Origin of the sequence: Mesorhizobium sp. M1B.F.Ca.ET.045.04.1.1 (assembly GCF_003952465.1) — a bacterium.
In the GTDB taxonomy this organism is placed as follows: domain Bacteria; phylum Pseudomonadota; class Alphaproteobacteria; order Rhizobiales; family Rhizobiaceae; genus Mesorhizobium; species Mesorhizobium shonense.
The window spans coordinates 275,021-301,031 of sequence record NZ_CP034448.1 but is presented as its reverse complement, the minus strand read 5'-3'; the positions used below and the strand labels follow the sequence as shown (position 1 = coordinate 301,031).

25 protein-coding genes are annotated in these 26,011 nt (G+C 64.0%); 14 read left to right on the top strand and 11 right to left on the bottom strand.

Translation table 11 applies throughout. From position 1 onward, the window contains the following. Positions 1-183: 183 nt before the first annotated feature. Positions 184-2,463 carry an NADP-dependent malic enzyme gene (locus EJ071_RS01420; RefSeq protein ID WP_126096475.1) on the top strand — a complete coding sequence of 760 codons (2,280 nt, stop codon included), beginning with the start codon at positions 184-186 and terminating at the stop codon, positions 2,461-2,463. A gap of 94 nt (positions 2,464-2,557) precedes the next feature. Here the strand turns inward: EJ071_RS01420 and EJ071_RS01415 are convergent, their stop codons facing one another. The 3 genes from EJ071_RS01415 to EJ071_RS01405 all read right to left on the bottom strand — a co-directional run bounded on the left by EJ071_RS01415 (position 2,558) and on the right by EJ071_RS01405 (position 6,145). Continuing rightward, a complete protein-coding gene (locus EJ071_RS01415) occupies positions 2,558-3,700 on the bottom strand; it encodes a porin (RefSeq protein ID WP_126096474.1) in 1,143 nt (380 codons plus the stop codon). A gap of 376 nt (positions 3,701-4,076) precedes the next feature. Next, complete coding sequence (locus tag EJ071_RS01410) at positions 4,077-4,703, bottom strand: hypothetical protein (protein ID WP_348628129.1); 627 nt, start codon at positions 4,701-4,703, stop codon at positions 4,077-4,079. A gap of 449 nt (positions 4,704-5,152) precedes the next feature. Further along, on the bottom strand, positions 5,153-6,145 hold the full coding sequence (locus EJ071_RS01405) for an adenosine kinase (RefSeq protein WP_126096472.1): 993 nt from the start codon (positions 6,143-6,145) through the stop codon (positions 5,153-5,155). 296 nt (positions 6,146-6,441) lie between these two features. Between EJ071_RS01405 and EJ071_RS01400 the strand changes: the two genes are divergently transcribed. Beyond that, a complete protein-coding gene (locus tag EJ071_RS01400) occupies positions 6,442-7,326 on the top strand; it encodes an EamA family transporter (RefSeq protein WP_189521394.1) in 885 nt (294 codons plus the stop codon). A gap of 65 nt (positions 7,327-7,391) precedes the next feature. After that, the gene (locus EJ071_RS01395; RefSeq protein ID WP_126096470.1) at positions 7,392-8,087 is read left to right on the top strand and encodes a sulfate transporter family protein; all 696 of its coding nucleotides are present in this window, start codon (positions 7,392-7,394) and stop codon (positions 8,085-8,087) included. Here the strand turns inward: EJ071_RS01395 and EJ071_RS01390 are convergent. From EJ071_RS01390 to EJ071_RS01370, 5 genes are all read right to left on the bottom strand, one after another. Then, entirely contained in the window at positions 8,084-8,896 is an 813-nt protein-coding gene (locus EJ071_RS01390) for an oxaloacetate decarboxylase (RefSeq protein WP_126096469.1), read from the bottom strand. The two genes, EJ071_RS01395 and EJ071_RS01390, sit on opposite strands and share 4 nt — an antisense overlap. A gap of 80 nt (positions 8,897-8,976) precedes the next feature. Next, positions 8,977-9,804 carry a hypothetical protein gene (locus tag EJ071_RS01385; protein WP_126096468.1) on the bottom strand — a complete coding sequence of 276 codons (828 nt, stop codon included), beginning with the start codon at positions 9,802-9,804 and terminating at the stop codon, positions 8,977-8,979. A 78-nt stretch (positions 9,805-9,882) separates the two neighbouring features. Next, positions 9,883-10,542 (bottom strand): HAD family phosphatase, encoded by a 660-nt coding sequence (locus EJ071_RS01380; protein ID WP_189521393.1) that lies wholly within the window; start codon positions 10,540-10,542, stop codon positions 9,883-9,885. After that, on the bottom strand, positions 10,542-11,027 hold the full coding sequence (dut, locus tag EJ071_RS01375; RefSeq protein ID WP_126096466.1) for a dUTP diphosphatase: 486 nt from the start codon (positions 11,025-11,027) through the stop codon (positions 10,542-10,544). Before dut ends, EJ071_RS01380 begins: the two co-directional genes overlap by 1 nt. A 192-nt stretch (positions 11,028-11,219) precedes the next feature. Beyond that, a complete protein-coding gene (locus EJ071_RS01370) occupies positions 11,220-11,690 on the bottom strand; it encodes an Lrp/AsnC family transcriptional regulator (protein ID WP_126096465.1) in 471 nt (156 codons plus the stop codon). Between the two features lie 116 nt (positions 11,691-11,806). On the opposite strand from EJ071_RS01370, the gene EJ071_RS01365 reads away from it, so the two are divergent. From EJ071_RS01365 to EJ071_RS01350, 4 genes are all read left to right on the top strand, one after another. Next, complete coding sequence (locus EJ071_RS01365) at positions 11,807-12,061, top strand: DUF6356 family protein (protein WP_126096464.1); 255 nt, start codon at positions 11,807-11,809, stop codon at positions 12,059-12,061. Between the two features lie 16 nt (positions 12,062-12,077). Further along, positions 12,078-12,875: a class II glutamine amidotransferase gene (locus EJ071_RS01360; RefSeq protein ID WP_126096463.1), complete on the top strand. Its 798-nt coding sequence runs from the start codon at positions 12,078-12,080 to the stop codon at positions 12,873-12,875. Positions 12,876-13,095: 220 nt separating this feature from the next. Continuing rightward, positions 13,096-13,896 (top strand): class II glutamine amidotransferase, encoded by an 801-nt coding sequence (locus EJ071_RS01355; protein WP_126096462.1) that lies wholly within the window; start codon positions 13,096-13,098, stop codon positions 13,894-13,896. A 127-nt stretch (positions 13,897-14,023) separates the two neighbouring features. After that, a complete protein-coding gene (locus EJ071_RS01350) occupies positions 14,024-15,397 on the top strand; it encodes an amidase (RefSeq protein ID WP_126096461.1) in 1,374 nt (457 codons plus the stop codon). Here the strand turns inward: EJ071_RS01350 and EJ071_RS01345 are convergent. After that, on the bottom strand, positions 15,391-16,458 hold the full coding sequence (locus EJ071_RS01345) for an FAD-binding oxidoreductase (RefSeq protein ID WP_245460148.1): 1,068 nt from the start codon (positions 16,456-16,458) through the stop codon (positions 15,391-15,393). The genes EJ071_RS01350 and EJ071_RS01345 overlap by 7 nt on opposite strands. Positions 16,459-16,575: 117 nt before the next feature. On the opposite strand from EJ071_RS01345, the gene EJ071_RS01340 reads away from it, so the two are divergent. After that, positions 16,576-17,172 (top strand): TetR/AcrR family transcriptional regulator, encoded by a 597-nt coding sequence (locus tag EJ071_RS01340; protein ID WP_126096459.1) that lies wholly within the window; start codon positions 16,576-16,578, stop codon positions 17,170-17,172. After that, on the top strand, positions 17,169-18,104 hold the full coding sequence (locus EJ071_RS01335; protein WP_126096458.1) for a haloalkane dehalogenase: 936 nt from the start codon (positions 17,169-17,171) through the stop codon (positions 18,102-18,104). The genes EJ071_RS01340 and EJ071_RS01335 overlap by 4 nt, the downstream gene beginning before the upstream one ends. Positions 18,105-18,229: 125 nt before the next feature. On the opposite strand, the gene EJ071_RS01330 is transcribed toward EJ071_RS01335, so the two are convergent. Then, on the bottom strand, positions 18,230-20,032 hold the full coding sequence (locus tag EJ071_RS01330; RefSeq protein WP_126096457.1) for a winged helix-turn-helix domain-containing protein: 1,803 nt from the start codon (positions 20,030-20,032) through the stop codon (positions 18,230-18,232). A gap of 204 nt (positions 20,033-20,236) precedes the next feature. Here EJ071_RS01330 and EJ071_RS01325 point away from each other — a divergent pair, with 204 nt between their 5' ends. From EJ071_RS01325 to EJ071_RS01310, 4 genes are all read left to right on the top strand, one after another. After that, positions 20,237-20,518 (top strand): DUF4242 domain-containing protein, encoded by a 282-nt coding sequence (locus tag EJ071_RS01325; protein WP_126096456.1) that lies wholly within the window; start codon positions 20,237-20,239, stop codon positions 20,516-20,518. Between the two features lie 15 nt (positions 20,519-20,533). Continuing rightward, complete coding sequence (locus tag EJ071_RS01320) at positions 20,534-21,049, top strand: hypothetical protein (RefSeq protein WP_126096455.1); 516 nt, start codon at positions 20,534-20,536, stop codon at positions 21,047-21,049. A gap of 78 nt (positions 21,050-21,127) precedes the next feature. Further along, entirely contained in the window at positions 21,128-21,370 is a 243-nt protein-coding gene (locus EJ071_RS01315) for a DUF1127 domain-containing protein (RefSeq protein ID WP_189521392.1), read from the top strand. 125 nt (positions 21,371-21,495) lie between these two features. Next, positions 21,496-23,088, top strand: a complete 1,593-nt coding sequence (locus EJ071_RS01310) for a peptide chain release factor 3 (RefSeq protein WP_126096453.1) — start codon at positions 21,496-21,498, stop codon at positions 23,086-23,088. Positions 23,089-23,251: 163 nt separating this feature from the next. Here EJ071_RS01310 and EJ071_RS01305 read toward each other — a convergent pair whose 3' ends face one another. Next, positions 23,252-23,722, bottom strand: a complete 471-nt coding sequence (locus EJ071_RS01305; RefSeq protein WP_126096452.1) for a VOC family protein — start codon at positions 23,720-23,722, stop codon at positions 23,252-23,254. A gap of 241 nt (positions 23,723-23,963) precedes the next feature. On the opposite strand from EJ071_RS01305, the gene ilvD reads away from it, so the two are divergent. Next, on the top strand, positions 23,964-25,808 hold the full coding sequence (gene ilvD / locus EJ071_RS01300; RefSeq protein WP_126102440.1) for a dihydroxy-acid dehydratase: 1,845 nt from the start codon (positions 23,964-23,966) through the stop codon (positions 25,806-25,808). Positions 25,809-26,011: the final 203 nt, after the last annotated feature.

Genomic DNA, 26,011 nt, shown 5'->3' with positions numbered 1-26,011 from the left:
TTTGTGCCGCCGCATTACCTGGCGCCAAGATGGCGCGGGATCGCCCTGACCGGCTCTATCCGCGTTGAAGCAGCTTTGCCCGGCTTGGCGGTTTACAGCGGCCGCGTGTAGCCTTAATCCGGAAATCCATAAGAAAGCACCCGCCCCAAGCGGTGCCGCACAGGTGAGGGAACCGAAAGCATCATGGCCAGGAAAACCGAAAGCAGCGGGCCCTCCGTCAGCGCGCAGGAGGCGCTCGAATTCCACGCCATGGGGCGGCCAGGCAAGCTGGAGATCGTCGCCACCAAGCCGATGGCGACGCAGCGCGATCTCAGCCTCGCCTATTCGCCAGGGGTCGCCGTGCCCGTGCGCGCCATCGCGGAAGACCCGAGCCGGGCCTTCGACTACACCGCGCGCGGCAACATGGTCGCCGTCATCTCCAACGGCACCGCCATCCTCGGCCTGGGCAATCTCGGCGCGCTGGCCTCGAAGCCAGTCATGGAAGGCAAGGCGGTGCTGTTCAAGCGCTTCGCCGACGTCGATTCCATCGATCTCGAAGTGGCGACCGAGAATGCCGACGAGTTCATCAACTGCGTGCGCTTCCTCGGGCCTTCCTTCGGCGGCATCAACCTCGAGGACATCAAGGCGCCGGAATGCTTCATTATCGAGCAGCGCCTGCGCGAGCTGATGGACATCCCAGTCTTCCACGACGACCAGCACGGCACCGCCATCATCTCGTCCGCCGGGCTGATCAACGCGCTGGAGATCACCGGCCGCGACATGAAGACCACGAAGATGGTCTGCAACGGCGCGGGCGCGGCCGGCATCGCCTGCATCGAATTGATGAAGGCGATGGGTTTTTCGCCGGAAAACATCATCCTGTGCGACACCAAGGGCGTGGTCTTCCAAGGCCGCACCGAAGGCATGAACCAATGGAAGTCGGCGCATGCGGTCAAGACCGAGGCGCGCAGCCTGGCCGAGGCGCTGGACGGCGCCGACGTCTTCCTCGGCCTTTCCGCCAAGGGCACGCTGACCCCCGCCATGGTGCAGTCGATGGCCAAGAACCCGATCATCTTCGCCATGGCCAATCCCGATCCGGAAATCACGCCCGAGGAAGTGGGCGAGATCCGCACCGACGCCATCATGGCCACTGGGCGCTCCGATTACCCGAACCAGGTCAACAACGTTCTCGGCTTCCCCTATATCTTCCGCGGCGCGCTGGACGTCCGGGCCACCACAATCAACGACGAGATGAAGATCGCCGCGGCCAGGGCGCTGGCCGAACTGGCGCGCCAGGATGTGCCCGACGACGTCGCGGCGGCCTATCAGGGCAACCGGCCGAAATTCGGCCCCAACTATATCATTCCCGTGCCATTCGATCCGCGCCTGATCTCGGCGATCCCTCTCGCTGTGGCCAAAGCCGCGATGGATTCAGGCGTCGCCCGCAAGCCGATCCTCGACCTCGACCGCTACGCGCAGGAGTTGTCCGCGCGCCGCGATCCGATCGCCTCGACCTTGCAGCGCATCTATGACCGCGTCCGCCGCCAGCCCAAGCGCATCGTCTTCGCCGAGGGCGAGGAAGAGCAGGTGATGCGCGCCGCCGTCTCCTATGTGAACCAGAAGCTCGGCACCGCGATCCTGCTCGGGCGCGACGACGTCATCAAGGACAACGCCAGGAATGCCGGCGTCGACCTCAACAAGCAGGGGCTCGAGATCATCAATGCCAGGCTGTCGCGCCGCAACTCGATCTACACCGACTATCTCTACGAGCGCATGCAGCGCAAAGGCTATCTGTTCCGCGACTGCCAGCGCCTGATCAACAACGACCGCAACCATTTCGCCGCCTGCATGGTGGCGCTGGGCGACGCCGACGGCATCGTCACCGGTGTGACGCGCAATTATTCCACCGCGCTCGACGACGTGCGCCGCGTCATCGACGCCAAGCCCGGCCATCGCGTCATCGGCGCCTCGATCGTGCTCGCGCGCGGTCGCACCGTGATGATCGCCGACACCGCCGTGCACGACATGCCGAACGCCGAGCAGATCGCCGACATCGCCGAAGAGGCCGCCGGCTTTGCCCGCCGCATGGGCTACGAGCCGAGGCTCGCCATGCTCGCCTATTCAACCTTCGGCCATCCGCAAGGCGAGCGCTCGGAGCGGATACAGGAGGCGGTGCGCATCCTCGACAAGCGCCGCGTCGATTTCGAATATGACGGCGAGATGGCGGCCGACGTGGCGCTGAACCCCCGCGCCATGGCGCAGTATCCGTTCATCAGGCTGACCGGCCCGGCCAATGTGCTGGTGATGCCGGCATTCCACTCGGCCTCGATCTCGACCAAGATGCTGCAGGAGCTCGGCGGCTCGACCGTCATCGGCCCGCTTCTGGTCGGCCTGAACAAGCCGGTGCAGATCGTCTCGCTCAACGCCAAGGATTCAGACATCGTCAACATGGCGGCGATCGCCGCCTATACGGCGGGGAATTGAAAGGGCGGCCAGGCGTCAACGGGACTGCCTGGGATGAACAAAAAAAGGCCCGTGGCGATGCCGCGGGCCCTTCCATGTGGAATTGCAGCTTCGATCAGAACGAGCGCTGGAAGCGGAGGATACCGCCGACGCTGTTTTCCTTGTCGGCTTTGGTAAAATTGGTGACGCTGTCTTCGCCGAGATGCAAATAATCGACTTCGGCGGTGATCTTGAGACCCTTGACGATTTCATAGGCAATGTTCGCCGCGACGCCGAAATTCTTGCCTTCGTCATACGAGAGCTGGGCGTTAAACGAGGTCTTCTCGTTGATGGTATAGGTGCCACCGCCCCACACCGCCCAGTTGCCGCTCCACTGCTTGTAGAAGCCGCGACCGTGGGCGTCGATAACGTTACCCGCATCATCGTTGAGGTTGTCGTCGGTGCCGTAGCCGCCCATGATGAACAGGGACAGGTTGTCCATCGGCTTGATGTCCAAGCGAACTTTGCCGGCCACCTCTTCGTAGTTGCTGTCGTAAGCGACGACGCCGGTGATCGCACCCCAGCCCTGCGTGTACTTCACGCCGCCGACGACATGCGGAACGTAACTGTCGATCGTGCCAACCACGCCGGAGCCTTCTTCGAGCGAAGCCACGGCCGAGAAGCCATTGCCGGCGTCGAAGTAGTACTGGACGACGTTGGTATCGAAATCGCCATAGGGCACCAGCGTATCCTGGATGACGCTACCGGCGTAGCCGATGAACGTATCGAAGGCCGATTCGTCCTTACCGACGCGGAGACCGCCGAGCTGGATCCAGGCGAATTTCACTGTGACGCCCTTGTCGACGGCGGGATTGCCGGAGACGACGGTGCCATAGCCGTTGCTGTTGCCGAAGTTGAAGCGCATTTCGGTGTAAGTCTTCAAGGTGCCGAGATCGGTTTCCTGGCCGGTCCAGGTCTTGAAGGTGAAGCGGGCGTTCTTCTTCCAGGTGTCCTGCTGGTCACCGTCTTGGTGGTCGAACGACTTCGCGCCGTCGAACGAGCCGACGTCGCCGAGGCCGATGTCATAGCGGACATAGCCGCCGATGCGCAGGCAGGTTTCGGTGCCGGGGATGTAGAAGTAGCCGGCCCCGTAAACGTCGCAGATCTTGACGTATTCGGCCGGTTCCGGCTCGGCGACGGTGACCGCGTCGGCGGCGCGGGCGCCCGAAACTGCGATCAGCGCCGCAGCGGAGCCGAGAAGAAGGCTCTTGATGTTCATTTTCTTGAATCTCCAGTCAAAGGTTCAAGACAGGTCTGAGCATGCCCCACAGGCTCTGCCACCCCCGTCCCCATCGGTGAAAAAGTGCGCACCGGCGCCGCTTCTTCGCCCTCGACATGACCTAATTGCCAATCGTTCACAACAGTCATTGTGTCTGAAAAGCGGCTTTTGGACTCTTACGGAAGTCTTGTTGCGTAAATATCACGTCACATATTTGAAAGAATGGCACATATTGCACAATGTATACGCTTTGAAAGAATATTTGACCTGAAAAATGTCCAAGATGTGCCATTTATTACAGTTTTGTGACGAAAGAATAGCCGGCTAAAGCTTTTAAAGATCGGGCCAGCCGAACACACAGAACCACGTAGGAAATTCAGGCTCGGGACAAGCTGCGCGCGACGCGAACCACATCCTCGATCATGTCCTGGCGAAGCACTTCGATTGGAATGCGGCCGCCCAGTTCAGCGGAAGGGCGGTTTAGCCAGAACCAGGCCAGTCTCGGATTGGTGATCGCCGCCAATACCTCGCTAATCCCTGGAGCCGGCCTGCCGTCGACGAACTGGGCAAGCGGGAAGACATGCTTGCGGCCGCCCTTGCGCAGCGCGACGACCTCGCCCCGCCTTTGCCAGCGATGCAGCGTCGAGCGCGGGATGCGGAACGTCTCCTCCAGATAGGTCGACCCGGCAACCTCGCCGGCCCAGTCTTCGATGAGCATCGATTGCAGCTCGGCAGCTCGCTCGGCCAAAGGTCGGGACAGCCCGTCCGCTCTGTCGGTGCCCGCCTGGCCGGCGCCCGTGATCTTTTCCGCCATTGCGCGATAAAAATCGGACGCGATTTCGGTCCAGCTGCCTTTGAAGGAGGTGATTGCGAGCCGCTGCGCCTGCGGCAGAAAGGGTAGGGCGGCGGCGATGCCGCCGGCAACCGCGCTGGCGCAAACCAGGGCCTCCGCGTCCAGCAGGGCGCCCTGCTGCATCAATGCGTGTTGCACCGCCTCGGCCACCAGGCCGGCCAAGGCCTCTTGCGAAATCCCTTCAGGCGGATTCTGAAATCTGGTCATGCATCTGTCTTGCGCGCCGCGCGCTCCTCCCCTAGCCGCGGCCGGTTTTTTGAACGGCTATAGCGGAGAGCGGCAATCGCAATGGTGACAGATGCAGCGACCGTGAAGGTTGCTGTCTTGCATTTTTTGGCACCCCAACTGCTGCGGGCATCCCGAAATGTCAGTCACGGAAGGCCACAAACTGCCTGTAGGAGCGCTCTGTGACAGGCGCGCGACAAATGTGGCATTACCTTCTCCCCTTGCGGGAGAAGGTGGATCGGCGCGACAGCGCCGAGCCGGATGAGGGGTGTTCCAGCTTGGCGCTACCTACCCCTCACCCGGATTGCCAGCCGAATTGCGAAGAGCAATTCGGGGCAATCCGACCTCTCCCACAGGGGGAGAGGTAAGAGGCGCTACAGCAGCCCCGCCTGCTCGGCCTCGCGGCGAAGGTTTTGCCGGGGCCGCGGACCGATCTGCTGGATCACCAGCCCGGCCGCCAGCGAGCCGAGATCGCCGCAATCCTGGAGGCTGCGGCCGGCCGTGTAGCCATAAAGAAAGCCGGCGGCATAAAGGTCGCCGGCGCCGGTCGTATCGACCAGTTCCCTGATCGTGGTCGCCTGGATGGTGACGGTCTCGTTGCCGCGCACGATCACCGAGCCTTTTTCCGAGCGAGTGACGGCGGCGATCTTGCAGTCCTTGCGGATCGCCGCCAGCGCGTCCTCGAACGAAGCGGTCTGGTAGAGAGACTTGATCTCGTGGCTGTTGGCGAAAACGATATCGACCGTGCCCGAGCGCATCAGATCCAGGAACTCGTCGCGGTAGCGGTCGACGCAGAAAGAATCCGACAGTGTCATCGACACTTCGCGGCCGGCCGCATGCGCGAGCCGCGCGGTCTGCCGGATCGCTTCCTTGGCGCGTGGCGGGTCCCACAGATAGCCCTCGAAATAGGTGACCTTGGCGCCGGCGGCCTTGTCGGCCTCGACGTCCTCCGGCCCGAGTTCGACACAGGCGCCGAGATAGGTGTTCATCGAACGCTCGCCATCCGGCGTGACGAAGATCATCGAGCGCGCCGTCGGCGGCTCGCCCTGGAGCGGCCTGGTGTCGAAGGCCACGCCCTGGGCATGGATATCGTGGGTGTAGATTTCACCGAGCGCGTCGTTGGACACCTTGCCGAAGAAGGCGGCGCTGCCGCCGAAGCTCGCCACGCCCGCCGCCGTGTTGCCGGCGCTGCCGCCTGAAGCTTCGATCGCCGGCCCCATGCGGCTGTAGAGCAGCTCGGCGCGTCGGGTGTCGATGAGGTTCATCGCGCCCTTGATGATGCCGTTGGTTTCGAGAAAGGCCTCGTCGCACTGCGCGATGATGTCGACAATGGCATTGCCGATGCAAAGCACGTCATATTCCGGCATCAATGTCTCCGCCAACGACCCACCGGCTTTCTGCCATGCCGGCCGGGCGCGGGTCTAGCCGCTTGCAACCGCTTTGCCTACCCCGAAAATCGGCGCCTTTTACTGGTGCGCCGGCCTCGACCGGGTTTGTTCGCCGGCTGCGGCAGTGTTCGCATTGAACTGGCCCATATCAGTCACGCCCTTGACGGCTATGGTTTCACCGACATTGAAACATCTCCGCTTCGGTATGAGCTAGAAGCGGATCGTTCCGGCAACAGGCTGAAGGCACGAACCACAAGATGTCCGAGAAGACCGAAATGACCACCGAACTGGCGCTGCTCGGTGTGCTGGCGGTGTTGTGGGGGGCCTCCTACACTTTCATCAAGATTGGCGTCGAGACGATTCCGCCGGTAACCTTCATCGCGGGCCGCACTTTGATCGCCGGCGGCATTCTGCTTGGCCTCATCCGCTGGCGTGGCCTCGCCATGCCGCGGGATGTGGTGAACTGGCGCCGCTTCATGTTTCAAGCCTGCCTGAACAGCGTCATCCCGTTCACGCTGATCGCCGCCGCCGAACGCTCGATCGACGCCGGCCTTGCCACGATCCTCAACGCGACGTCGCCGATCTTCACTTTCCTGCTGACGGCGTTGATCACCCGCCACGAACCGGTGACGCTGCGCAAGCTGGTTGGCGTCGGCGCCGGCATCGCCGGCATTTGCCTGATCGTCGGAACCGAGGCCCTTGGCGGGCTCGGCCATCAATTGTGGGCGCAGCTTGCCGTCATCGCTGCTACCGTCAGTTATGCGGGTGCCGCCATATTCGGGCGCAACTTCAGGGGGCTCGATCCGATGCTGCCGGCGGCCGGTTCGATGATCTGCGGCGCCGCGATCTTGATTCCCTTGAGCCTCATCTTCGACCGGCCGTGGACATTGACGCCGTCGACGGCATCGATCCTTGCCCTTCTAGGGCTTTCGGTCTTCTCCACCGCACTCGCTTTCTCGATCTTCTTCCGCCTCATTCACACGCTTGGTTCGGTTGGCACGACCTCGCAGGCCTATCTGCGCGTGCCGATCGGCGTCGGTATCGGCGCCCTCTTTCTGGGTGAGAGCCTCGGGCCGACGGCATGGCTCGGCATGGCTTTCGTCGTCGTCGGCGTCGCTGCCATGACCATTCCGGCTCGTCAGGCCAGGCTCGCCCGGTAGTTGCGCCGATCAAAAAGCCTGCCTATGTCGGGAGCACCTTTCTCGATGAGGGGCTTGAACCTGTCGTGATCCTAGACGCCGCCCGCGCCGCCGCCAGCCAACTGTTCTCGCCCGAATTCCGCTCTGTCTTTCTGAAGACGCTGGGCCTGACGCTGCTGGCGCTGGTGGCGCTGTGGTTCGGCATCGAAAGTCTGCTCGAATGGCTGGCCTGGCCGTGGCTGCAGGCGCTTGTTCCGGGGTTGCCCTCCTGGGCCGGTTGGCTCAGCGCCATCATTGCCGGCATCATTCTGGCCGTTGGGATGGCGCTGCTCATCGCGCCTGTGACGGCGATCATCGCCGGCCTTTTCCTCGACGACGTCGCAGAGGTGGTCGAGCGCACCGACTATCCGGGCGATCCGCCCGGCCGTGCCGTGCCGGCGCTGCATTCTCTGGTGCTGGCGATAAAATTCTTCGGCGTCGTCATCCTCGGCAACATCGTCGCGCTGCTTCTGCTTCTGGTGCCGGGCATCAACATCGCCGCCTTCTTCATCGTCAACGGCTACCTTCTTGGGCGCGAGTTTTTCGAATTCGCCGCCATGCGTTTTCGCCCTGAAGCCGAAGCCAAGGCGCTGCGTCGCAAATATGCCGGCACGGTGTTCCTGGCCGGACTGCTTATTGCGGTCTTCCTTGCCGTTCCGCTGCTCAATCTTTTGACGCCGCTTTTCGCGGCCGCCATGATGGTGCATCTGCACAAGGCGGTTTCGGTGCGGGAGCTGGTTTAGTCCTGCTCAGGAGCGCCCCCGCGAAACAGCGCCTGCAGCTTGCCGAACGGCATCGCGGCGCGGGTGAAGCCGAAGGTGCCGTCCTGCTGGATCTCGCGTGCCGCCGTTTCCAGCATGCCGTAGGCGAAATTCGTCAGCCATGGTCCGAGCGAGATGCGTTTGACGCCGGCTGTGGCAAGTTCGGCGACGGTGAAGCCGGGTCTTGCCATGATATTGACGGGCTTCGTCACCGCCGAGCAGACCGTCCGCACGGTCTCCGTATCGCTCAAGCCCGGTGCGTAGAGCACGTCCGCGCCGGCTTGCTCGAAAGCCTGCAGCCGCTTGATCGTGTCGTCGAGGTCGGTCTTGCCCCACAGGAAATTCTCGGCCCGCGCGGTGAAGACGAAATCGTGCTTGAGCGCCCGGGCCGCTTCGACGGCCGCGGCGACGCGTTCGACGGCATGCGAGAAATCGTAGATCGGATTGCCGGGGTCGCCGGTATGGTCCTCGATAGAGCAGCCGGCAAGGCCGGCGGCTTCGGCCGCGAAGATGGTTTCGGCCGCCTGCTCGGGGCTGTCGCCCTTGCCGCGCTCGAGGTCGGCCGAAACCGGCAGATCCGTTGCAGCCGTCACTTCGCGGCAATGGTGGATCATGGCATCGAAGGTTACGGCGCCGTCGGGCAGGCCGCGCGAGAAGGCAAACCCGGCGCTGGTCGTGGCCAGCGCCTTGAAACCGAAAGAAGCCAGAAGCTTTGTCGTGCCGATATCCCAGGGATTGGGCATGACGAAGGTGGAGGCGTGCAGATCGCGAAAAATCTTGCCGTTGTCCATGGCGTGTCCTCAATCGTGATCAGGGTTGTGACGGGAAATCTATCGCGCGTGCCGGGGCCGGGCAAATGAATGCGCTTCGTTCAGAAGCGTTTCTCGTTTTCTGCTGACAATTTCTCGAAGGCGTCGGAATCCTTGACGTAGCGCGACTTGGCCTTGTCCCAATGATAGGTGACCGAAATGTCGTGCGAGACCGCCTTGGGTGCCGCCTCCTCGCAGCTTTCCCCGCTCGGCGCCGTGGCATCGGTCACCGTCACCTTGATCGCCGCGTAGGGCCGACTATGGCCCTTGGTCTGAAAGGCGAGGTTCTGCGTGCGCCTGTAGGCGCAGTAATTTTCGTCGAACGTGTAGATTGTGTCGATCAATTCGAAGCGGTCGTCTCGGACCATGATCAGCAGCGTGCCGACATAACCCTGGTTGGAGTTGAAATGCGTGCTCGTGGTGACGATGGCATCGTCGCCGGCGGCGATCGAAATTTTGCCGGGCTCGCGGAAAGAGGTGCTTCTGTCGACGGCCACGTTTGCGATGTCGAGCAGTCTCGGCTTGCCGGAGAGATCATAGAGCGCCAGCACGGCGAAGCCCTCGGCGTCGTCGGATGAGTAGCCGAGGTCGTAGAGCATCGCCAGCCGGTCCTTGCCGCCGGCCTTGATGGTGAGCACGGCGGCGTCCGACAGGCTTGTGGTCGGGGGCGGCGAGCCGCCATCATCATCGCCGGTTATGTCACGCATCTGGATCGGCGGGGTGCCGTCGTCCGGGATGATCAACTTCGCGAGGTCGAGATAGGTCACGCCCGGATGGCCGGGAACGGCGCTGCTCGGTTCGGGAAAGCCGACGGATTCTGCGCCCGCGGGCGCCCACAGGCATGGCAGCAGCAGGCAAGCGAGCAGGAATCGGAGCAGGATGAATGTCATGGAGCGCCCCCCTTGTGAGCACGCAGGCTAGCACGGCCAACGGTGACAAACAGCCGGATCGTCCGCGCCGAAATGAACTCAGTGAATCGGCACCAGTCCGGCGAGTTCGCGCATGTCGTCGAACAGGATGCCGCCTGCTTTTACGAGGCCCTCCGGGTCCGAGAACGGATCGGCATGATAGGAGAACACGCGCATGCCGGCGGCAATGCCGGCCTGCGTGCCGGCGACGCTGTCCTCGATGACGATGCAGTCGGCCGGCGCGAAGCCCATCGTCTTTGCGGCATGAAGGAAGAGGTCCGGGAACGGCTTGCCGCGCGCGACCATGGTGGAGGAGAACATGGCGTGCTCGAACAGCGGCAAAAGCCCGGTCTGGCCGAGCGTGATATGCATCTTCGAGACCCGCGCCGATGAAGCCACGCAATAGGCGATGCCGGCGGCGCGCACCTTCTCGATGAAGTCGCGCACGTGAGGGATCGCCTCGACGCCATGCGCGAACAGGTCCGGCAGGCCGGCGTTCCAGCGCTCGACGAAATCGGCGCCGAGCCTGACGTCGGTCTCCGCTTCGATCTCTTTTTGCACCGAGGCCATGCTGCGGCCGGAGAAGTTCTTGCGGCAATATTCGAATGTGGTTTGAAAGCCGGCCTCGGAAAGCCATTCGGCGAGGCGCCGGTTGGCAAGGTTTTCGGTGTCGACCAGAACCCCGTCGCAGTCGAAGATGACCAGCCTTGGAACTCGCATCAGGCCGTGCCGGTCGACCCGAACCCGCCGGCCCCGCGCGCCGTGCCGCCGGCGAGCGACCGTTCCTCGCCGGCAACCTGCGTCACCGCGGCAAAGACGATCTGGGCGATCCGCATGCCGCGCGTCACCGCGAAATCCTCGTCGCCGAGATTGACGAGCAGCACCTTCACCTCGCCGCGATAGTCGCTGTCGATGGTGCCGGGCGTGTTGAGGACGGTGAGCCCATGCTTGAAGGCAAGCCCGGAACGCGGCCGTACCTGGCCTTCCATGCCTTCCGGGATTTCCAGGATCAGCCCTGTCGGCACCAGCGCGCGTTTTCCGGGCAGGATCAGCTGCGGCCGGTCTTCCGGCACCGCGGCGCGCAGGTCCATGCCGGCAGCGCCCGCGCTTTCATAGGCAGGCAGCGGCAAGTCCTCGCCATGCGGAAGCCTGACGAAACCGACGGTAGGGCCGATGACGGAGGAAGGATAGACAGCGGTGCGCATGAGCCCATTCCTATCGGCGCGAATGGCGATTCGGTCAACTCGAAGCCGAGCCTATCAACGGCTTTCTTTGCGCGCGGTTCCGGAAGCTAAAGCGCGTCGCGATCTTTCAGATTCGCTCTTGCGCTTTAGGTTTTTGATTTTACGCATGTCTTTGTCCCGAAACCGGTTCCCACTTTCGGGAGACATGCTTTATCAGCGTAGCTCTACCGGAACGACCGTCGTCTCCTTGATTTCCTCCATCACGAAGGACGCCGAGACGTCCGACAGCGCCACCTTGGCGATCAGCCGCTGGTAGAGCCGGTCATAGGCTTTGACGTCGGCGACACGGGCCCTCAGCACATAGTCGAGGTCGCCGGACATCCGGTAGACGCCGATGATCTCGGCAAAGCCGGTCACTGCCGTCCGGAACTTTTGCAGCCAGTCCGGGTCGTGGTTCGACGTGCGGATCAGTATGAACACCGATAGGCCGAGCCCAAGCTTGTCGGCATCGACCAGCGCCACACGCCCGGTGATGACCCCGTCCTCCTCCAGCCGCTTGACGCGGCGCCAGCAGGCGTTGCGCGACAGCGCCACCCGCTCGGACAGCTGGTCGACGGAAAGCGTGCCGTCGCGCTGGAGTTCCGCCAGCAGTCTTCGATCAATTTCGTCGATACCGGATGTCATTGTTGGGATGAATGTCCCAAAACAAGGCCGACCGCAAGGACAATTTGGGATCGATGAACCTTCGGCGCGTGGCAGGATACCCAGCATCGGGGCTCATCCCGGCAGGAGGGACCACCATGACGACACGGCTTACGGCGCTCTTCACGTCTCACCCGGAAAAGGTCGGCGAGACCTATTTCGGCCACATGGCCTTTGCCGCCTGGTTCTGCTCGCGCCTGTCGATGGCCGCGGGCGCTGCGCTCGTTCACGCTTTCTTGCCATTTCTGTTCGAGACTACGGCCAGCCGCATAGTTCGCGAGCTCTATGAGCGCACGCACAACAGAGGCGCGCACGCGGTCAAGGAACCGGCGACTCAGTTGGACCGCGCCTGATAGATGGTGGAATGCGATGTGCCGGTGGGCGGCCTATCTGGGTGAAGCGGTCTTCCTCGAAGACATCATCACCGCGCCCTGCCACTCGCTGATCGCCCAGAGCCACTGTGCCCAGGAGGCCAAGTCGCCCACCAATGGCGACGGCTTCGGCCTTGCCTGGTATGGCGACCGCCCCGAGCCCGGCCTCTATCGCGACATCCTGCCGGCCTGGTCGGACCCCAACCTGAAAAGCCTCTGCCGGCAGATCAAATCCGGCCTGTTCCTCGCCCATGTGCGCGCCTCGACCGGCGGCGCCACCAGCCGCATGAACTGCCATCCCTTCATCTCCGGCCGCTGGTCGTTCATGCATAACGGCCAGATCGGCGGCTTCGAAAAGATCCGCCGCGCGTTGGAGAATTCGCTCTCCGACGAAGTCTTCGACCAGCGCGAAGGCACCACCGATTCCGAACTCTTTTTTCTCCTGATGATCGACGAGGGTCTGTCCACTGACCCGCAAGGAGCGGTGTCGCGCGGCACCAGCCGCGTGCTGGAAGCCTCGCACCGCGCCGGCATCGAGCCGTCGCTGAAACTCACCGCCGCCTTTTCCGATGGCCAGGCGCTCCACGCCGTGCGCTACGCCACCGACGATCATGCGCCGACGCTCTACACCTCTGGCTTCCGCAATGGCGGCCGCTGCATCGTCTCAGAGCCGTTCGACCGCGACGGCGGAGAGTGGCAGGCGATTCCGCCGTCGAGCTTCGTTACCATGACCAGGGACGGTACCAGCATCCGCCCGTTTGCCCCTGTGGCGAGCAAGCTGGCACTGGTCGGCTAAGCGCGATCTCAACCCGCCGAGAGACCTACGACCTGGGATCGGGTCAGTGGCGCGACGGATTGCCGGCGTCTTCTGGACAGTCTTCGGCAAAGGATCAGCAAAACATCAGCCCGACATAAGGACGCCAATCCGTCCTCCTGTCATCTGTGGCGCCTCACGGGGCCGTGAATGGATTTCATTCGCGGCCTCGATTCGATGCGCAAAAGAGGATGACTGAACAATGTGCAGATGGGCCGCCTATCTCGGCGAAGCAATCTTCCTTGAAGAGATCGTCACCGCGCCCTGCCACTCGCTGATCGTTCAGAGCCGTCAAGCGCGGGAAGCGAAATCACCGACCAACGCCGACGGCTTCGGCCTTGCCTGGTATGGCGACCGGCCGGAGCCTGGCCGGTATCGGGATACCCTGCCGGCCTGGTCCGATGGCAACCTGGCAAGCCTCTGCCGGCAGATCAAATCCGGACTGTTCCTGGCTCATGTGCGCGCCTCGACAGGCGGTGGCACCAGCCGCATGAATTGTCATCCCTTCGTCTCCGGCCGCTGGTCGTTCATGCACAACGGCCAGATAGGCGGCTTCGAGAAGATCCGCCGGGTGCTGGAGAATTCGCTCTCCGATGCCGTCTTCGACCAGCGCGAGGGCACCACCGATTCCGAACTCTTCTTTTTGCTCATGATCGCTGAAGGTCTGTCCCGCGACCCGCATGGCGCCGTCTCGCGCGCCACCAGCCGTGTCCTGGAAGCCTCAAGCCTAGCCGGTGTCAACCCGTCGCTGAAGCTCACGGCCGCCTTCAGTGACGGGCAGGCGCTCTACGCGATACGCTACGCCACTGACGACCAGGCGCCGACGCTCTACACCGCTGCCTTCGCCAAGGGGGTCGGCCGCTGCATCGTCTCCGAGCCGTTCGATCGCGATGGCCGCGCGTGGCACGAGATCCCGCAGTCGAGCTTTGTCACCATGACTAGGAATTGCACCAGCATCCGTCCGTTCGCGCCCATTGTCGCCGAGCTGGCGCTGGCGGGCTGAGGCATTCATGCGCCCGGCGCAATTTCAATCAAGCGCGGCCTGGCACGCAATGCTGGATTCGGCTTGAAGCCTTGCCGCCATCCGCCATGTTGATGGACAGGCGCGAGAGGCAGACGGAGCGCTCGCCATGGATATCGTGTTTTCCTCGACCATCGAACTCGCTGCCGCGATCGCGGCCCGGGAAATCTCGGCGGTGGAGGTCCTCGATGCCCATCTTGCGCAGATCGACAGGCACAACGGGGCAGTCAACGCGGTCGTCACGCTTGACCCGAACGGAGCCATTGAGGGCGCCAGGCAGGCGGATACGGCCCTGGAGCGTGGTGATACAGTCGGCCCCCTGCACGGTGTGCCATTCACGCTGAAGGACGCGCATGAGACGGCGGGAATGAAGACGACCGCCGGCTTCCCACCCTTTGCCGACTATGTGGCGAGACAAGACAGTCCGGTGGCCGCCCGGCTGAAGGCCGCCGGCGCCGTATTGGTCGGCAAGACCAACGTCGCCACCATGCTGGGCGACTGGCAGTCGGACAATCCGCTCTTCGGCCGGACCAGCAATCCCTGGGATCTGTCACGCACGGCAGGCGGTTCCAGCGGCGGGGCAGCCGCCGCCGTCGCAACAGGCATGACGCCGTTCGAGATCGGCACCGACATGCAGGATTCCATCCGCCTGCCGGCCAGCTTCTGCGGCGTCTACGGCCTGAAGCCGACCGAAAATCGCGTCTCGCTGGCCGGCGCTTTCCCCGATCCGGGCGGCACGCCGCGCAGCGTGCGACTGATGTCTTGTGTCGGCCCGCTTGCCCGCGACATCGAGGATCTAGCGCTGATCTATAGGATCATTGCCGGGCCGGACGGGGCAGATTCCGATCTGGCACCGGTTACAATCGAGCCGGCGTCGGCGCTGGAGCTGAAATCACTGCGCATTGCCTTCGCTAAATCCTTTGCCGGCTTTCCCGTAGCGAGCGAGATCGGCGCCGCCGTGGAAGGGCTGGCATCGCAACTGGCGTCCGCCGGCGCGCGCATCGAGGAAGCAAGCCTGCCGAAGCTCGATCTGCACGACGATCTCGCCGAGGGCGGCAAGCTGATCGGCATGATGCTGGAGGCCGCCCAACCGGAGCCGCCGGATCAGCCGACGCCGGTGTCGCGTTGGTTCGCGGCGCTCGCCCGCCGCGACCGGTCGGTCCTTGCCTGGGAGCGCTTCTTCGAAAGCTGCGATGCCTTGCTCTGTCCGGTCGCGATGACCCCGGCCTTTGCGCATTGCAAGCCGGGCAGCCCGCTCGAGGTCGACGGCAAGGATGAGAGCTACTGGATGCTGCCGGCCTATGGCGCGGTCTTCAACTATTCCGGCCACCCGGTGATCGCGATCCCTTGCGGGCAGGACGGCAACGGGTTGCCCATTGGCTTGCAGCTCGTCGGCAGGAAATGGTCGGAATCGCGGCTGCTCGGCATCGCCGCGGCGATCGCGCCGCTTGCCGGCGGTTTCCGCCGGCCGCCGGGTTATTGACCGAAACGCGACAGCGCATAGGGCGCGAGCAACGCATCGCGCTCGCCGTCGAGGATTTCGCGGGCCGCAAACAGTCCAACCGCCGGCGCCAGCGTGATGCCGGAATGGGTGACGGCGACATAGAGGCCGCCGACGCCGTCGGCGCGGCTGACGATCGGAAAGCCGTCGGCCGGGGTAGGCCGGTAGCCGACGGTGTGGAAATCGAATTCCAGCCCGTCCGCGTCGCGCAGCATCGCCTTCGTCGCTTCGAAAAGCGCGCGTGCGGTGGCTTCCGGATTCTCGCCCGGATCGCCGCCGCCGAAATCCGAGCCGGCGATGATGCGTCCCTCTGCCGTCTGGCGCATGTGCAGCTTGTCGGCCAGCACCAGCCCGTTGAGCAATTTCTTGTAGGAGCGCGAATGGACGATCAGGCCGGGCGGCGTCTCGATCGGTATCCTGATGCCGGCCGTCGCGGCGATCTCCGGAGAGCCGGCGCCGGCAGCGATCACCACCTCGTCGGCGGCGATGGTCTCACCTGAAACGACGACGCCCATGACCTGTCCGTTGGACAGCGCCAGCCTATCGACGGTCGCGTTGACGATCCGCGCGCCACGCCGCTCGGCATCCGCAAGCAGCGCCCTGGCGGTGGCGACCGGTTCGGCCACGCCTTCCTCCGCGACGTAAAGGGCAAACTCGGGAAGTTCCGCGAGATTGGGCTCGATGCGCGCTGCTTGCATGGCGCCGATCCGCTCGATGCCGTAACCCCAGGACGAATGCTCGGCCGCATAGGCTTCGAGCCTGTCCGCCGGCTGGTCCCAGCACAGGCCGCCGCACCAGGCGAGCGGCAATCCCGGCAAGTCCTTCGCCAGCCGCTCCCACTCGGCCATGGCGCGGATGCGCAGCCGGAAATAGGTTTCAGGGTTACCCCAGCTGGCATTGATCCAGGCGAAGGAATTCGGTGTCGCCACACCGCCGGCGCCGCTCCCGAAAACGATCGTCACCCGCGCGCCGGCCTTTGTCAGATGCCAGGCGATCGATGCGCCGATGATGCCGGCGCCGATGACGATGACTTGTTTGGCCACGATATTTTCCTCCTCGGCTTTACGTCCCGGACCTCCCCACTGCCATTTGCCGCGGCTCTTGCCAACGCAAAATTTTTCGTCGCTTGACATAAATACGTACGTACGTATTATATACGCGTGGCTAGACAATCACTCCGCGAAAACCTCCTCGAAGCCGGTTTCCAGACCATTTGGAATTCCGGCTATTCGGCGGCCGGCGTGCGCGACATCGTCGCCGCGGCCGGTGCCCGGCCGGGCTCCTTCACCAATCACTTCGCCTCCAAGGAAGAGTTCGCCGGCGAGGTGCTGGAACGCTACTTCGCCTATGTCAGCGGGCTGGTCGAAAAGGCGCTGGCGCAGGATGGCACGCCTCCGGCCGGCAGGCTCCGCCGCTATCTCGATGTCATCACCTCGAAGCTTGAAGCGCATGACTGGGCGCGCGGCTGCATGATCGGCAATCTCAGCCTTGAGACAGCGGTTCACAGCGAGCCGCTCAGGCTGCGGCTGGTTGACATTTTCGAGCGCTGGCGCCAGCCATTCGCGGCCTGCATTGCCGAAGGCCAGGCGGCGGGCGAGATCACCAACGCGTTCGATGCCGAGGACCTCGCCGATTTCCTGCTGTCGTCCTGGCAGGGCGCCATGCTGCGCATGAAGGTCGAGCGCGATCCGGAGCCGCTCGAGCGGTTCAAGAAAATCATCTTCGGCACCGTGTTTGGGAAGGAGACAGCGCGATGAATTCGAAAACCGACGGACAACAGACCGGCGCTGCCGCGCCGCGGCGTTCAGAGGTCGCGGTGCTCGATTCCACCATGTCCTATCTGGAGGCCGGCACATCCGGCCCGACGGTGCTGTTCCTGCACGGCAACCCCACCTCTTCCTACATTTGGCGCAACATCATTCCGCATGTCGCGCCGGTCGGCCGTTGCATCGCGCCGGACCTGATCGGCTACGGCCAGTCGGGCAAGCCCGATATCGACTATCGCTTCTTCGATCACGTCCGCTACCTCGATGCCTTCCTCGAGGCGCTCGACATCAAAGACCTGGTGATTGTCGCGCAGGACTGGGGCACCGCCCTTGCGTTCCATCTCGCGGCAAGGCGGCCGCAACGCATTCTGGGCCTTGCCTTCATGGAATTCATCCGGCCTTTCGAGCACTGGGAGGATTTCCATCAGCGCCAGCAGGCGCGCGAACTGTTCAAGGCGCTGCGCACGCCCGGCGCCGGCGAAAAGCTGGTGCTGGAGGACAACGTCTTCGTCGAGAAAGTGCTGCCAGCCTCGGTGCTGCGCACAATGAGCGATGAGGAGATGGCCGCTTATCGGGCGCCGTTCGCGACACCCCAATCGCGCAAGCCGGTGCTGCGCTTGCCAAGGGAATTGCCGATCGAGGGCCAGCCGGCGGATGTCGCCGCCATCAGCGAGCACGACCATCGGGCGCTGCGGCTTTCCTCTTATCCGAAACTGCTTTTCGCGGGCGATCCCGGCGCGCTGATTTCGCCGCAGGCGGCACGGCAATTCGCGGCCGGGCTGAAGAACTGCCGGTTCATCAATCTGGGGCCCGGCGCGCATTATCTGCAGGAAGACCATGCTGACGCGATAGGCAGCGCCATTGCCGGCTGGCTTCCTGAAACCGTTCAGGCGAACCGCATGGCTGAGCCGGCCCAAGCGTGATCCGGAAAGCCGGTTTCCCCTGGAGAGCCGGCCCTGATAACGTGACGGCAACCGGCATAGTCCTCGCCGCCGGTCTCGAGAGGTGCCGGGCAGGTCGCAAGACAGGTTTGACAGGGCTTTACGTGCTAGCCAAGCGCTTCTCTCTTCGCGCCTTCGAGCAGTCCGGTCAGCTCTTCATATCGCCGCATGAGACGCGGTGAGTCGACTTTCCTTGCGACAGCAAGCACGGTGCCGAGCTCCAGCTCCGCGCCGGCGCGATCGCCCAACTGGATGAGCAGCGCCGCGAGCGAAAGCCTGGCGTCGGCGACCTTGATCGGCGAGCCGATCTCATTCCAGCGCGAGCATGCGATCTGCAGTTCCCTAGCAGCTTCGGTGAGGCGCTCCTCCTGTATGAAAAGCTCTGCCTTGGCCTCCGCGGTCAGCGCCTGGATGGATGCCATCGGCCAGCGCTGCGGTTGCGTTTCCAGTTCGGCGATCACCTCTTTCGCGCGCTCAGGCCGATTGGTGCGCGCCGCCACCTTGGCGAGAGTGGCAAGGACCATGCCTCGCCGCTGCAGGGTCGGCCAGCCGTTCCCCACCATGGAGCGCTCAAGGGCGCTGAAAGCGGCCTCCGCTTGGCCCTGCTCGAGTTGCAGCAGCGCCAGGCCGGGCTGCGGATCCCAGCCCGCTGCATGCGAAGCGCGGTAGGCCGTTTCCGCTTCCGTGAATTCTCCGGCCGCGAGATGAATGTCGCCGAGCACACGTAAGGCATCGCCCGTCGCCCAGGGCGCGTCGAGCGCGAGCTGGTCGAGTGCCGCGCGCACCAGGGCCTCCGCTTCCTTCAGCGTGCCGTGAACGCCGAGCACCTCGGCGCGATGCAGCCGGCACGAGCCCGACAGTTCTTCCAGCCCGTGTCCCCTGCACCAGTCCTCGTAGCCGGAGGTCCATTGGTTGGCTCTCGCCCAGTCGCCGAAATTCCGGCAGGCCCACAGAATGTTGCAGTAGAGGATTCCGCCGACGACCGGGTCCACGTCGCTGGAAAGACCGAGCGCGGCGGCAAAATCCTGGTCTTCCTGCCCGGCCTTGGTTTCGCCGAGGCAGAGCTTGAAGAAGCCGCGATAGATCAGGCCGAGCGATTCCACGACCGGATCCTCGAGGTCTCTGCCGACGGCAAAAGCCTGCTCGGCGAGCGCAAGCGCCTGCTCCGGCTCGGCTTCCGCGCCCATGATGCGCGCGCCCATCCAGCACCACAGGCCGTGCTCCCTGCTGTCGGCGGCGTTGTCGATCAGCTGCGCGGCGCGCTTGTGCCAGCCCTTGGCGACGGCAAGCTCGCCCCTCTCGAGATGGATCCTGGCGAGGGTGATTGCCGGGGAAGCCGCGCGCAAGCGCTCGCCGGCCACGCCGTAAGCCGTCACCGCGCGCGCCAGGAGCGGGATGGCTTCAGCCGGCCGCCCCATGCATTCCAGCGCCAACGCCCATTCTTCCAGATCGGCAGTCAGCAGCTCGTCGGCGGCATCCGCTTTTGCGAAAGAAGCCGCGGCCTCATGCCATCTTCTGCCCGCAACGGCCGAACGTGCCGACAGGATCGGTGAACCGGGGCTCGAAGGCTTGCCGCCCGCATCGGCCGGCCTGTTCTCCGAAACGGGCGGCTGGTCGAGGCAGATGCGGTAGCCGAAGCGGGGCAGGTTGCGCAGCGCCGTCTCCATGCCGCCCTGGCGCAGAACGCCGCGGGCGAGACTCGCCACGCGCTGCAAGGAGGCTTCGGTCACCGTCACGCCGGGCCACAGCGTTTCAAGCAATTCGTCCTTGCTCAAGGCGCGGTCCTGGTGCCGCAGCAAAATGGCGAGGAAGTCGAAGACCAGGGGCTGCGCCTCGATCTCGCGTCCGGCGAGAAGAAGGGCGCGAGAGTCCTCGTTAAGCTCGAAATCGCCGAAGCGATAAATTCCCATCGGCAGCAATCCCCGAAACAGCAATAGGCAAAGGATCAGAAGAAGATAAGGGCGGCGTAAGGACTGTCGGCCGCCTCTTGCGCAATTCTCCGTCTGCCTGGCGGGCCAAGCTGCAGTTTAGCTCAGCGGCCCCGGGGATGTCACCGGCACCGACCTGGTCGAGCGTCCGGAGGCATTTGAACCTCAGATCAAGGAGATTGCGACATGCAGAAATACATCATCGAACGGGAAATCCCCAAGGTCGGCACCTTCGAGCGCGAACAGCTTCGCGACGCCTCCAAGGCCTCGAACGCCGTTCTGGCCGAGCTCGGCCCGGACATTCAGTGGGTGGAATCCTTCGTGGCGGACGACAAGACCTTCTGCGTCTACCTCGCCAAGGACGAGGCGATCATCCAGCGCCATGCCAAGATGAGCGGCTTCCCGGCCACGAAGATCACTGAGGTCAAGCGCCTGTTCGATCCGACGACGGCCTACGCTCGCGCCTGACCGGGAGGACGGATCGTGAACCGCTTCGCAGATATCGTCCTTGCCATGGGCGTCTCCGTGCTGTTTTGCGGCGCCGTTCCTGCCCATGACATGCCCGATCCGGTGCTCAACCGGTCTCGGGAAATGGCGGCCAAGTACCTCGACATCAAGGTCGCCAAGGCGGAGGGCTACCAGCAGCTTTTCGAATGCACGACGCATGACGAGCATGGCACCATGGGCGTTCACTTCATCCATCCCGGCCGTGCCGGCGACGGCAAGCTGGTGCTCGGCGAGCCGGACGTCCTGACTTACGAGCCCGAGGCCGACGGGTCCATGCAGCTCGTCGGCATGGAGTACATCGTCTTCGAAAAGGACTGGAAGGGAAAGGCCGTTCCCGAATTCCTCGGCCGCACCCTCCAGCGCAAGACGACGGTAGGGATCCACCCGGTGGACCCCTACTATGAGCTCCATGTCTGGCACTGGCGGCACAATCCGGCTGGCATGTTCGCCGACTGGAGCCCCTATGTGAGCTGCGAGCACGACCGGTCCTGACCTCTTGTCGGCACAGCCTTTTGGGAGGGTCATCGAAGGCCCTCCCAATTTCATCGTTCAACTGAAGGAGATATGACCATGACTGCCCTTGGACAGGAGCTTGTGGCCAATCGGTCCGTGCTCGGGCACTTCTTTGCCATAGCCATTGATATCTGCCGTGTCGGCGGAAGTTTCCACGCGCGAATCATCCGTATCCGCAGGGATCGTGCCTGGCTGGACGAGTTGCCGGACCATCTGCTGCGCGACATCGGTATCGAGCGGGCGGAGATACGGTCGAGCACCAGGTTGGGCCGCGAGGGCGGCCGTAGCGAGCGGACCTGAAAGGACGCGGGGCTTCCTTGCCAAGGTCCGCGGCTGAGCCGCTCGGACGACCCGATCTGCCCGAAACTGTCGACATGCCCAAAATGCGCTGCTAGAAGCCCGCGCCACAGACAGGATTCCACGACTTGGCAGAAGACATCGAACAGGCGGTATCGCGCCGCCGCACTTTCGCGATCATCGCCCACCCCGACGCCGGCAAGACCACGCTCACCGAAAAGCTGCTTTTGTTCGGTGGCGCGATCCAGCTTGCCGGCGAGGTCAAGGCCAAGAAGGACCGTATCCAGACCCGGTCCGACTGGATGAAGATCGAGCGCGAGCGCGGCATCTCGGTCGTCACCTCGGTGATGACCTTCGAATATGACGACAACGTCTTCAACCTGCTCGACACGCCCGGCCACGAGGATTTCGCCGACGACACCTACCGCACGCTGTCGGCGGTGGACTCCGCCGTCATGGTCATCGACGCCGCCAAGGGCATCGAGCCGCGCACGCTGAAGCTGTTCGAGGTCTGCCGGCTGCGCGACATCCCGATCATCACCTTCGTCAATAAGATGGACCGCGAGAGCCGCGATCCGTTCGAGGTCCTCGACGAGATCGAGCAGAAGCTGGCGCTGGATACGGCACCCGTCACCTGGCCGATCGGCCGCGGCAGGACGTTTTCCGGCACCTACCACCTGGCGCAGAACGCCGTGCGCAGGAGCGACGACGAGAAAGAGCGCACGCCGGTCCACGGTCCCGATTCCAACCGCGTCGCCGGGCTTTTGCCGGAGAACGAGCGCAACGACTTCATCGAGGAGCTGGAGCTCGCGCGCGAAGCTTGCCGTCCTCTCGATGTCGACGCCTTCCGCGAGGGCCATCTGACCCCGGTCTATTTCGGCTCGGCGCTGCGCAATTACGGCGTGCGCGACCTGATCGAGGCGCTTGGCGCCTACGGGCCGCCGCCGCGCGCGCAGGAAGCCGATGAACGAACGGTCGAGGCGACCGAGGAGAAGATGACCTCCTTCGTCTTCAAGATCCAGGCCAACATGGATCCCAACCACCGCGACCGCATCGCCTTCGTCCGCGTCTGCTCTGGCAAGCTCGAGCGCGGCATGAAGGCAAAGCTGGTGCGCACCGGCAAGCCGATGAGCCTGTCGGCGCCGCAGTTCTTCTTCGCCCGCACCCGCGTCACCGCCGACGAGGCCTTTGCCGGCGACGTCGTCGGCATTCCCAACCACGGCACGCTGCGCATCGGCGATACGCTGACCGAGGGCGAGGAGATCCTGTTCCGCGGCGTGCCGAACTTCGCGCCCGAAATCCTGCGGCGCGTGCGCCTCGGCGACGCCATGAAAGCCAAGAAGCTAAAGGAAGCGCTGCATCAGATGGCCGAGGAAGGCGTGGTGCAGCTGTTTTCGCCGGAAGACGGCTCGCCCGCCATCGTCGGCGTCGTCGGCGCGCTGCAGCTCGATGTGCTGAAGGAGCGGCTGAACATCGAATATTCGCTGCCTGTCGACTTTGAGATGTCGCGCTTCTCGGTCTGCCGCTGGATCTCGGCGGACGACAAAGCAGAGGTGCAACGCTTCATCGAAGGGCATCGCGGCGACATCGCCCGCGACCTCGACAACGACCCGGTGTTCCTCGCTCAGCACGCCTTCTCGTTGAACTACGAGGCCGAGCGCTGGAAAGCGATCCGCTTCACCGCGGTCAAGGATTACCAGATCCGCGACAAGGCGGCGTGAGGCACGGCGCTCCCTTCTCCCCTTGTGGGAGAAGGTGTCGCCGAAGGCGACGGATGAGGGGTGTTCCAGGGAACACCAGCCTCTCATTCCGTCCAGCACCCCTCATCCGTCTCGGCGCTGCGCGCCGATCCACCTTCTCCCACAAGGGGAGAAGGAAAGGCGCTCACCCCCTGGCCGCCGCCTCCAGCTTGTCGATCTCGATCTTGCCCATCTGCATCATCGCCGACATCACCCGGCCGGCCTTCGCCCTGTCTGGATCCTGAAGCAGCCTCGGCAGTTGCTCCGGCACGACCTGCCAGGAAACGCCGAACTTGTCCTTCAGCCAGCTGCAGCGTCCTGGTTCGCCGCCGCCTTCGGTGAGCTTGGTCCAGAAATGATCCACCTCTTCCTGCGTCTTGCAGTCGATCGACAGCGAGATCGCTTCGGTGAACTTGTATTGCGGCCCGCCGTTGAGGGCCTGGAACTGCACGCCGTCGAGCTCGAACGAGGCCACCAGCACCTGGCCTTCAAGGGCGTGGCCCTTGGGCCAGCGCGTGACGCTCAGCACCTTCGAATTCTTGAAGATCGAGACGTAGTGGTTCATGGCCTCCTCGGCCTGGCCGTCGAACCACAGGAAGGTGGTGATCTTCTGCATGTCTTGCTCCTCGGATTTGTTCGGTTTGGTCCCATCTTAAACGGCGCCGGCGCCTTGGTGCCGTCTGCCTCAAGGACGGCCCGGCCAGGCGCGATCCGACAGCGATTTCAAACTTTCCTGAAGAATTGGGGTGCAGCGCAAAACTGTGGCAAGGCCGGACCTTGGCCGCTATAACCGCTGCCGACTGAAATACAGCGCCGTCGCGCCACGCTCAGCGCGGCCAGCCAGCAAGGACAATCCGATGCCTGCCTATCGTTCCCGCACCACCACCCATGGCCGCAACATGGCCGGCGCCCGCGGCCTGTGGCGCGCCACCGGCATGAAGGATTCGGATTTCGGCAAGCCGATTATCGCGGTGGTCAATTCCTTCACCCAGTTCGTGCCGGGCCATGTGCATCTGAAGGACCTCGGCCAATTGGTCGCGCGCGAGATCGAGAAGGCCGGCGGCGTCGCCAAGGAGTTCAACACCATCGCAGTCGACGACGGCATCGCCATGGGTCACGACGGCATGCTCTATTCACTGCCGTCGCGCGAACTGATCGCCGACTCCGTCGAATACATGGTCAACGCGCATTGCGCCGACGCCATGGTGTGCATTTCGAATTGCGACAAGATCACGCCCGGCATGCTGATGGCCTCGCTGCGCCTCAACATCCCGACCGTCTTCGTGTCAGGTGGGCCGATGGAAGCGGGCAAGGTGGTGCTCTCCGGCAAGGCGCAGGCGCTCGATCTGGTCGACGCTATGGTGGCGGCGGCCGACGACAAGATCTCCGACGAGGACGTCAAGGTCATCGAGCGCTCGGCCTGCCCGACCTGTGGCTCGTGCTCCGGCATGTTCACCGCCAATTCGATGAACTGCCTGACCGAGGCGCTCGGTCTTTCGCTGCCCGGCAACGGCTCGACTTTGGCTACCCATGCCGACCGCAAGCGCCTGTTCGTCGAAGCCGGCCATCTGATCGTCGATCTGGCGCAGCGCTACTACGAGCAGGAGGACGGCAGCGCGCTGCCGCGCAGCATCGCTACCAAGGGCGCCTTCGAGAACGCGATGGCGCTCGACATCGCCATGGGCGGCTCGACCAACACGGTGCTGCACATCCTCGCCGCCGCGCATGAGGGCGAGGTCGACTTCACCATGGAAGACATCGACCGGCTATCGCGCAAAGTGCCGGTGCTCTGCAAGGTGGCGCCGGCCAAGTCCGACGTGCACATGGAGGACGTCCACCGCGCCGGCGGCATCATGGCGATCCTCGGCCAGCTCGACGAGGCCGGGCTGATCAACCGCGATTTGCCGACGGTGCACACCGCAACTCTCGGCGAGGCGCTCGACCATTGGGACATCGCCCGCACCTCGGCCGAGAACGTGCGCGAGTTCTTCCGTGCCGCACCCGGCGGCGTGCCGACGCAGGTCGCCTTCAGCCAGGACCGCCGCTGGGACGAGCTCGACACGAACCGCGAGACGGGTGTCATCCGCTCGGCAAGGACGCCGTTCTCGAAGGATGGCGGCCTCGCCGTGCTGAAAGGCAATCTGGCGCTCGACGGCTGCATCGTGAAGACCGCCGGCGTCGACGAGTCGATCCTGAAATTCACCGGCCCGGCCCGCGTCTTCGAGAGCCAGGACGCTTCCGTCAAGGCGATCCTCGGCAACGAGATCAAGGCGGGCGACATCGTCGTCATCCGCTATGAAGGACCGCGTGGCGGGCCAGGCATGCAGGAAATGCTCTACCCGACCAGCTACCTGAAATCGAAGGGCCTCGGCAAAGCCTGCGCGCTAATCACCGACGGCCGCTTCTCCGGCGGCACGTCGGGCCTGTCGATCGGCCATGTCTCACCGGAGGCCGCCGAGGGCGGGCTGATCGGCCTGGTGCAGGAAGGCGACACGATCGAGATCGATATTCCGAACCGCAAGATCCATCTCGCCGTCGGCGAGGCCGAACTCGACGCCCGCCGCAAGGCGATGGCGGCGAAAGGCGCGGACGCCTGGAAGCCGGCGGAAAGGCGCAGGCGCAAGGTGACGACCGCGCTGCGCGCCTATGCCGCCTTCGCCACCAGCGCCGACAAGGGGGCTGTGAGGAAAGTGCCGGAGTAGGAAGCACTTCCCCTTCTCCCCTTGTGGGAGAAGGTGTCGCCGAAGGCGACGGATGAGGGGTGTTGGAAGGATCGCTACGATGAAGAAATCGGCGCTTGAAGCATCCCATTCTTCAACGCCTCATTTCTTCCAACACCCCTCATCCGTCTCGGCGCTGCGCGCCGATCCACCTTCTCCCACAAGGGGAGAAGGGGAGCGCCGGA

Coding starts and splice junctions, on each gene's coding strand:
- EJ071_RS01420 (WP_126096475.1), top strand. CDS start 184: ATGGCCAGGAAAACCGAAAGCAGCGGGCCCTCCGTCAGCGCGCAGGAG.
- EJ071_RS01360 (WP_126096463.1), top strand. CDS start 12,078: ATGTGCCGGTGGGCGGCCTATCTGGGTGAAGCGGTCTTCCTCGAAGAC.
- EJ071_RS01400 (WP_189521394.1), top strand. CDS start 6,442: ATGACCACCGAACTGGCGCTGCTCGGTGTGCTGGCGGTGTTGTGGGGG.
- EJ071_RS01355 (WP_126096462.1), top strand. CDS start 13,096: ATGTGCAGATGGGCCGCCTATCTCGGCGAAGCAATCTTCCTTGAAGAG.
- EJ071_RS01335 (WP_126096458.1), top strand. CDS start 17,169: ATGAATTCGAAAACCGACGGACAACAGACCGGCGCTGCCGCGCCGCGG.
- EJ071_RS01330 (WP_126096457.1), bottom strand. CDS start 20,032: ATGGGAATTTATCGCTTCGGCGATTTCGAGCTTAACGAGGACTCTCGC.
- EJ071_RS01365 (WP_126096464.1), top strand. CDS start 11,807: ATGACGACACGGCTTACGGCGCTCTTCACGTCTCACCCGGAAAAGGTC.
- ilvD (WP_126102440.1), top strand. CDS start 23,964: ATGCCTGCCTATCGTTCCCGCACCACCACCCATGGCCGCAACATGGCC.
- EJ071_RS01405 (WP_126096472.1), bottom strand. CDS start 6,145: ATGCCGGAATATGACGTGCTTTGCATCGGCAATGCCATTGTCGACATC.
- EJ071_RS01370 (WP_126096465.1), bottom strand. CDS start 11,690: ATGACATCCGGTATCGACGAAATTGATCGAAGACTGCTGGCGGAACTC.
- dut (WP_126096466.1), bottom strand. CDS start 11,027: ATGCGCACCGCTGTCTATCCTTCCTCCGTCATCGGCCCTACCGTCGGT.
- EJ071_RS01380 (WP_189521393.1), bottom strand. CDS start 10,542: ATGCGAGTTCCAAGGCTGGTCATCTTCGACTGCGACGGGGTTCTGGTC.
- EJ071_RS01305 (WP_126096452.1), bottom strand. CDS start 23,722: ATGCAGAAGATCACCACCTTCCTGTGGTTCGACGGCCAGGCCGAGGAG.
- EJ071_RS01315 (WP_189521392.1), top strand. CDS start 21,128: ATGACTGCCCTTGGACAGGAGCTTGTGGCCAATCGGTCCGTGCTCGGG.
- EJ071_RS01325 (WP_126096456.1), top strand. CDS start 20,237: ATGCAGAAATACATCATCGAACGGGAAATCCCCAAGGTCGGCACCTTC.
- EJ071_RS01415 (WP_126096474.1), bottom strand. CDS start 3,700: ATGAACATCAAGAGCCTTCTTCTCGGCTCCGCTGCGGCGCTGATCGCA.
- EJ071_RS01390 (WP_126096469.1), bottom strand. CDS start 8,896: ATGGACAACGGCAAGATTTTTCGCGATCTGCACGCCTCCACCTTCGTC.
- EJ071_RS01350 (WP_126096461.1), top strand. CDS start 14,024: ATGGATATCGTGTTTTCCTCGACCATCGAACTCGCTGCCGCGATCGCG.
- EJ071_RS01385 (WP_126096468.1), bottom strand. CDS start 9,804: ATGACATTCATCCTGCTCCGATTCCTGCTCGCTTGCCTGCTGCTGCCA.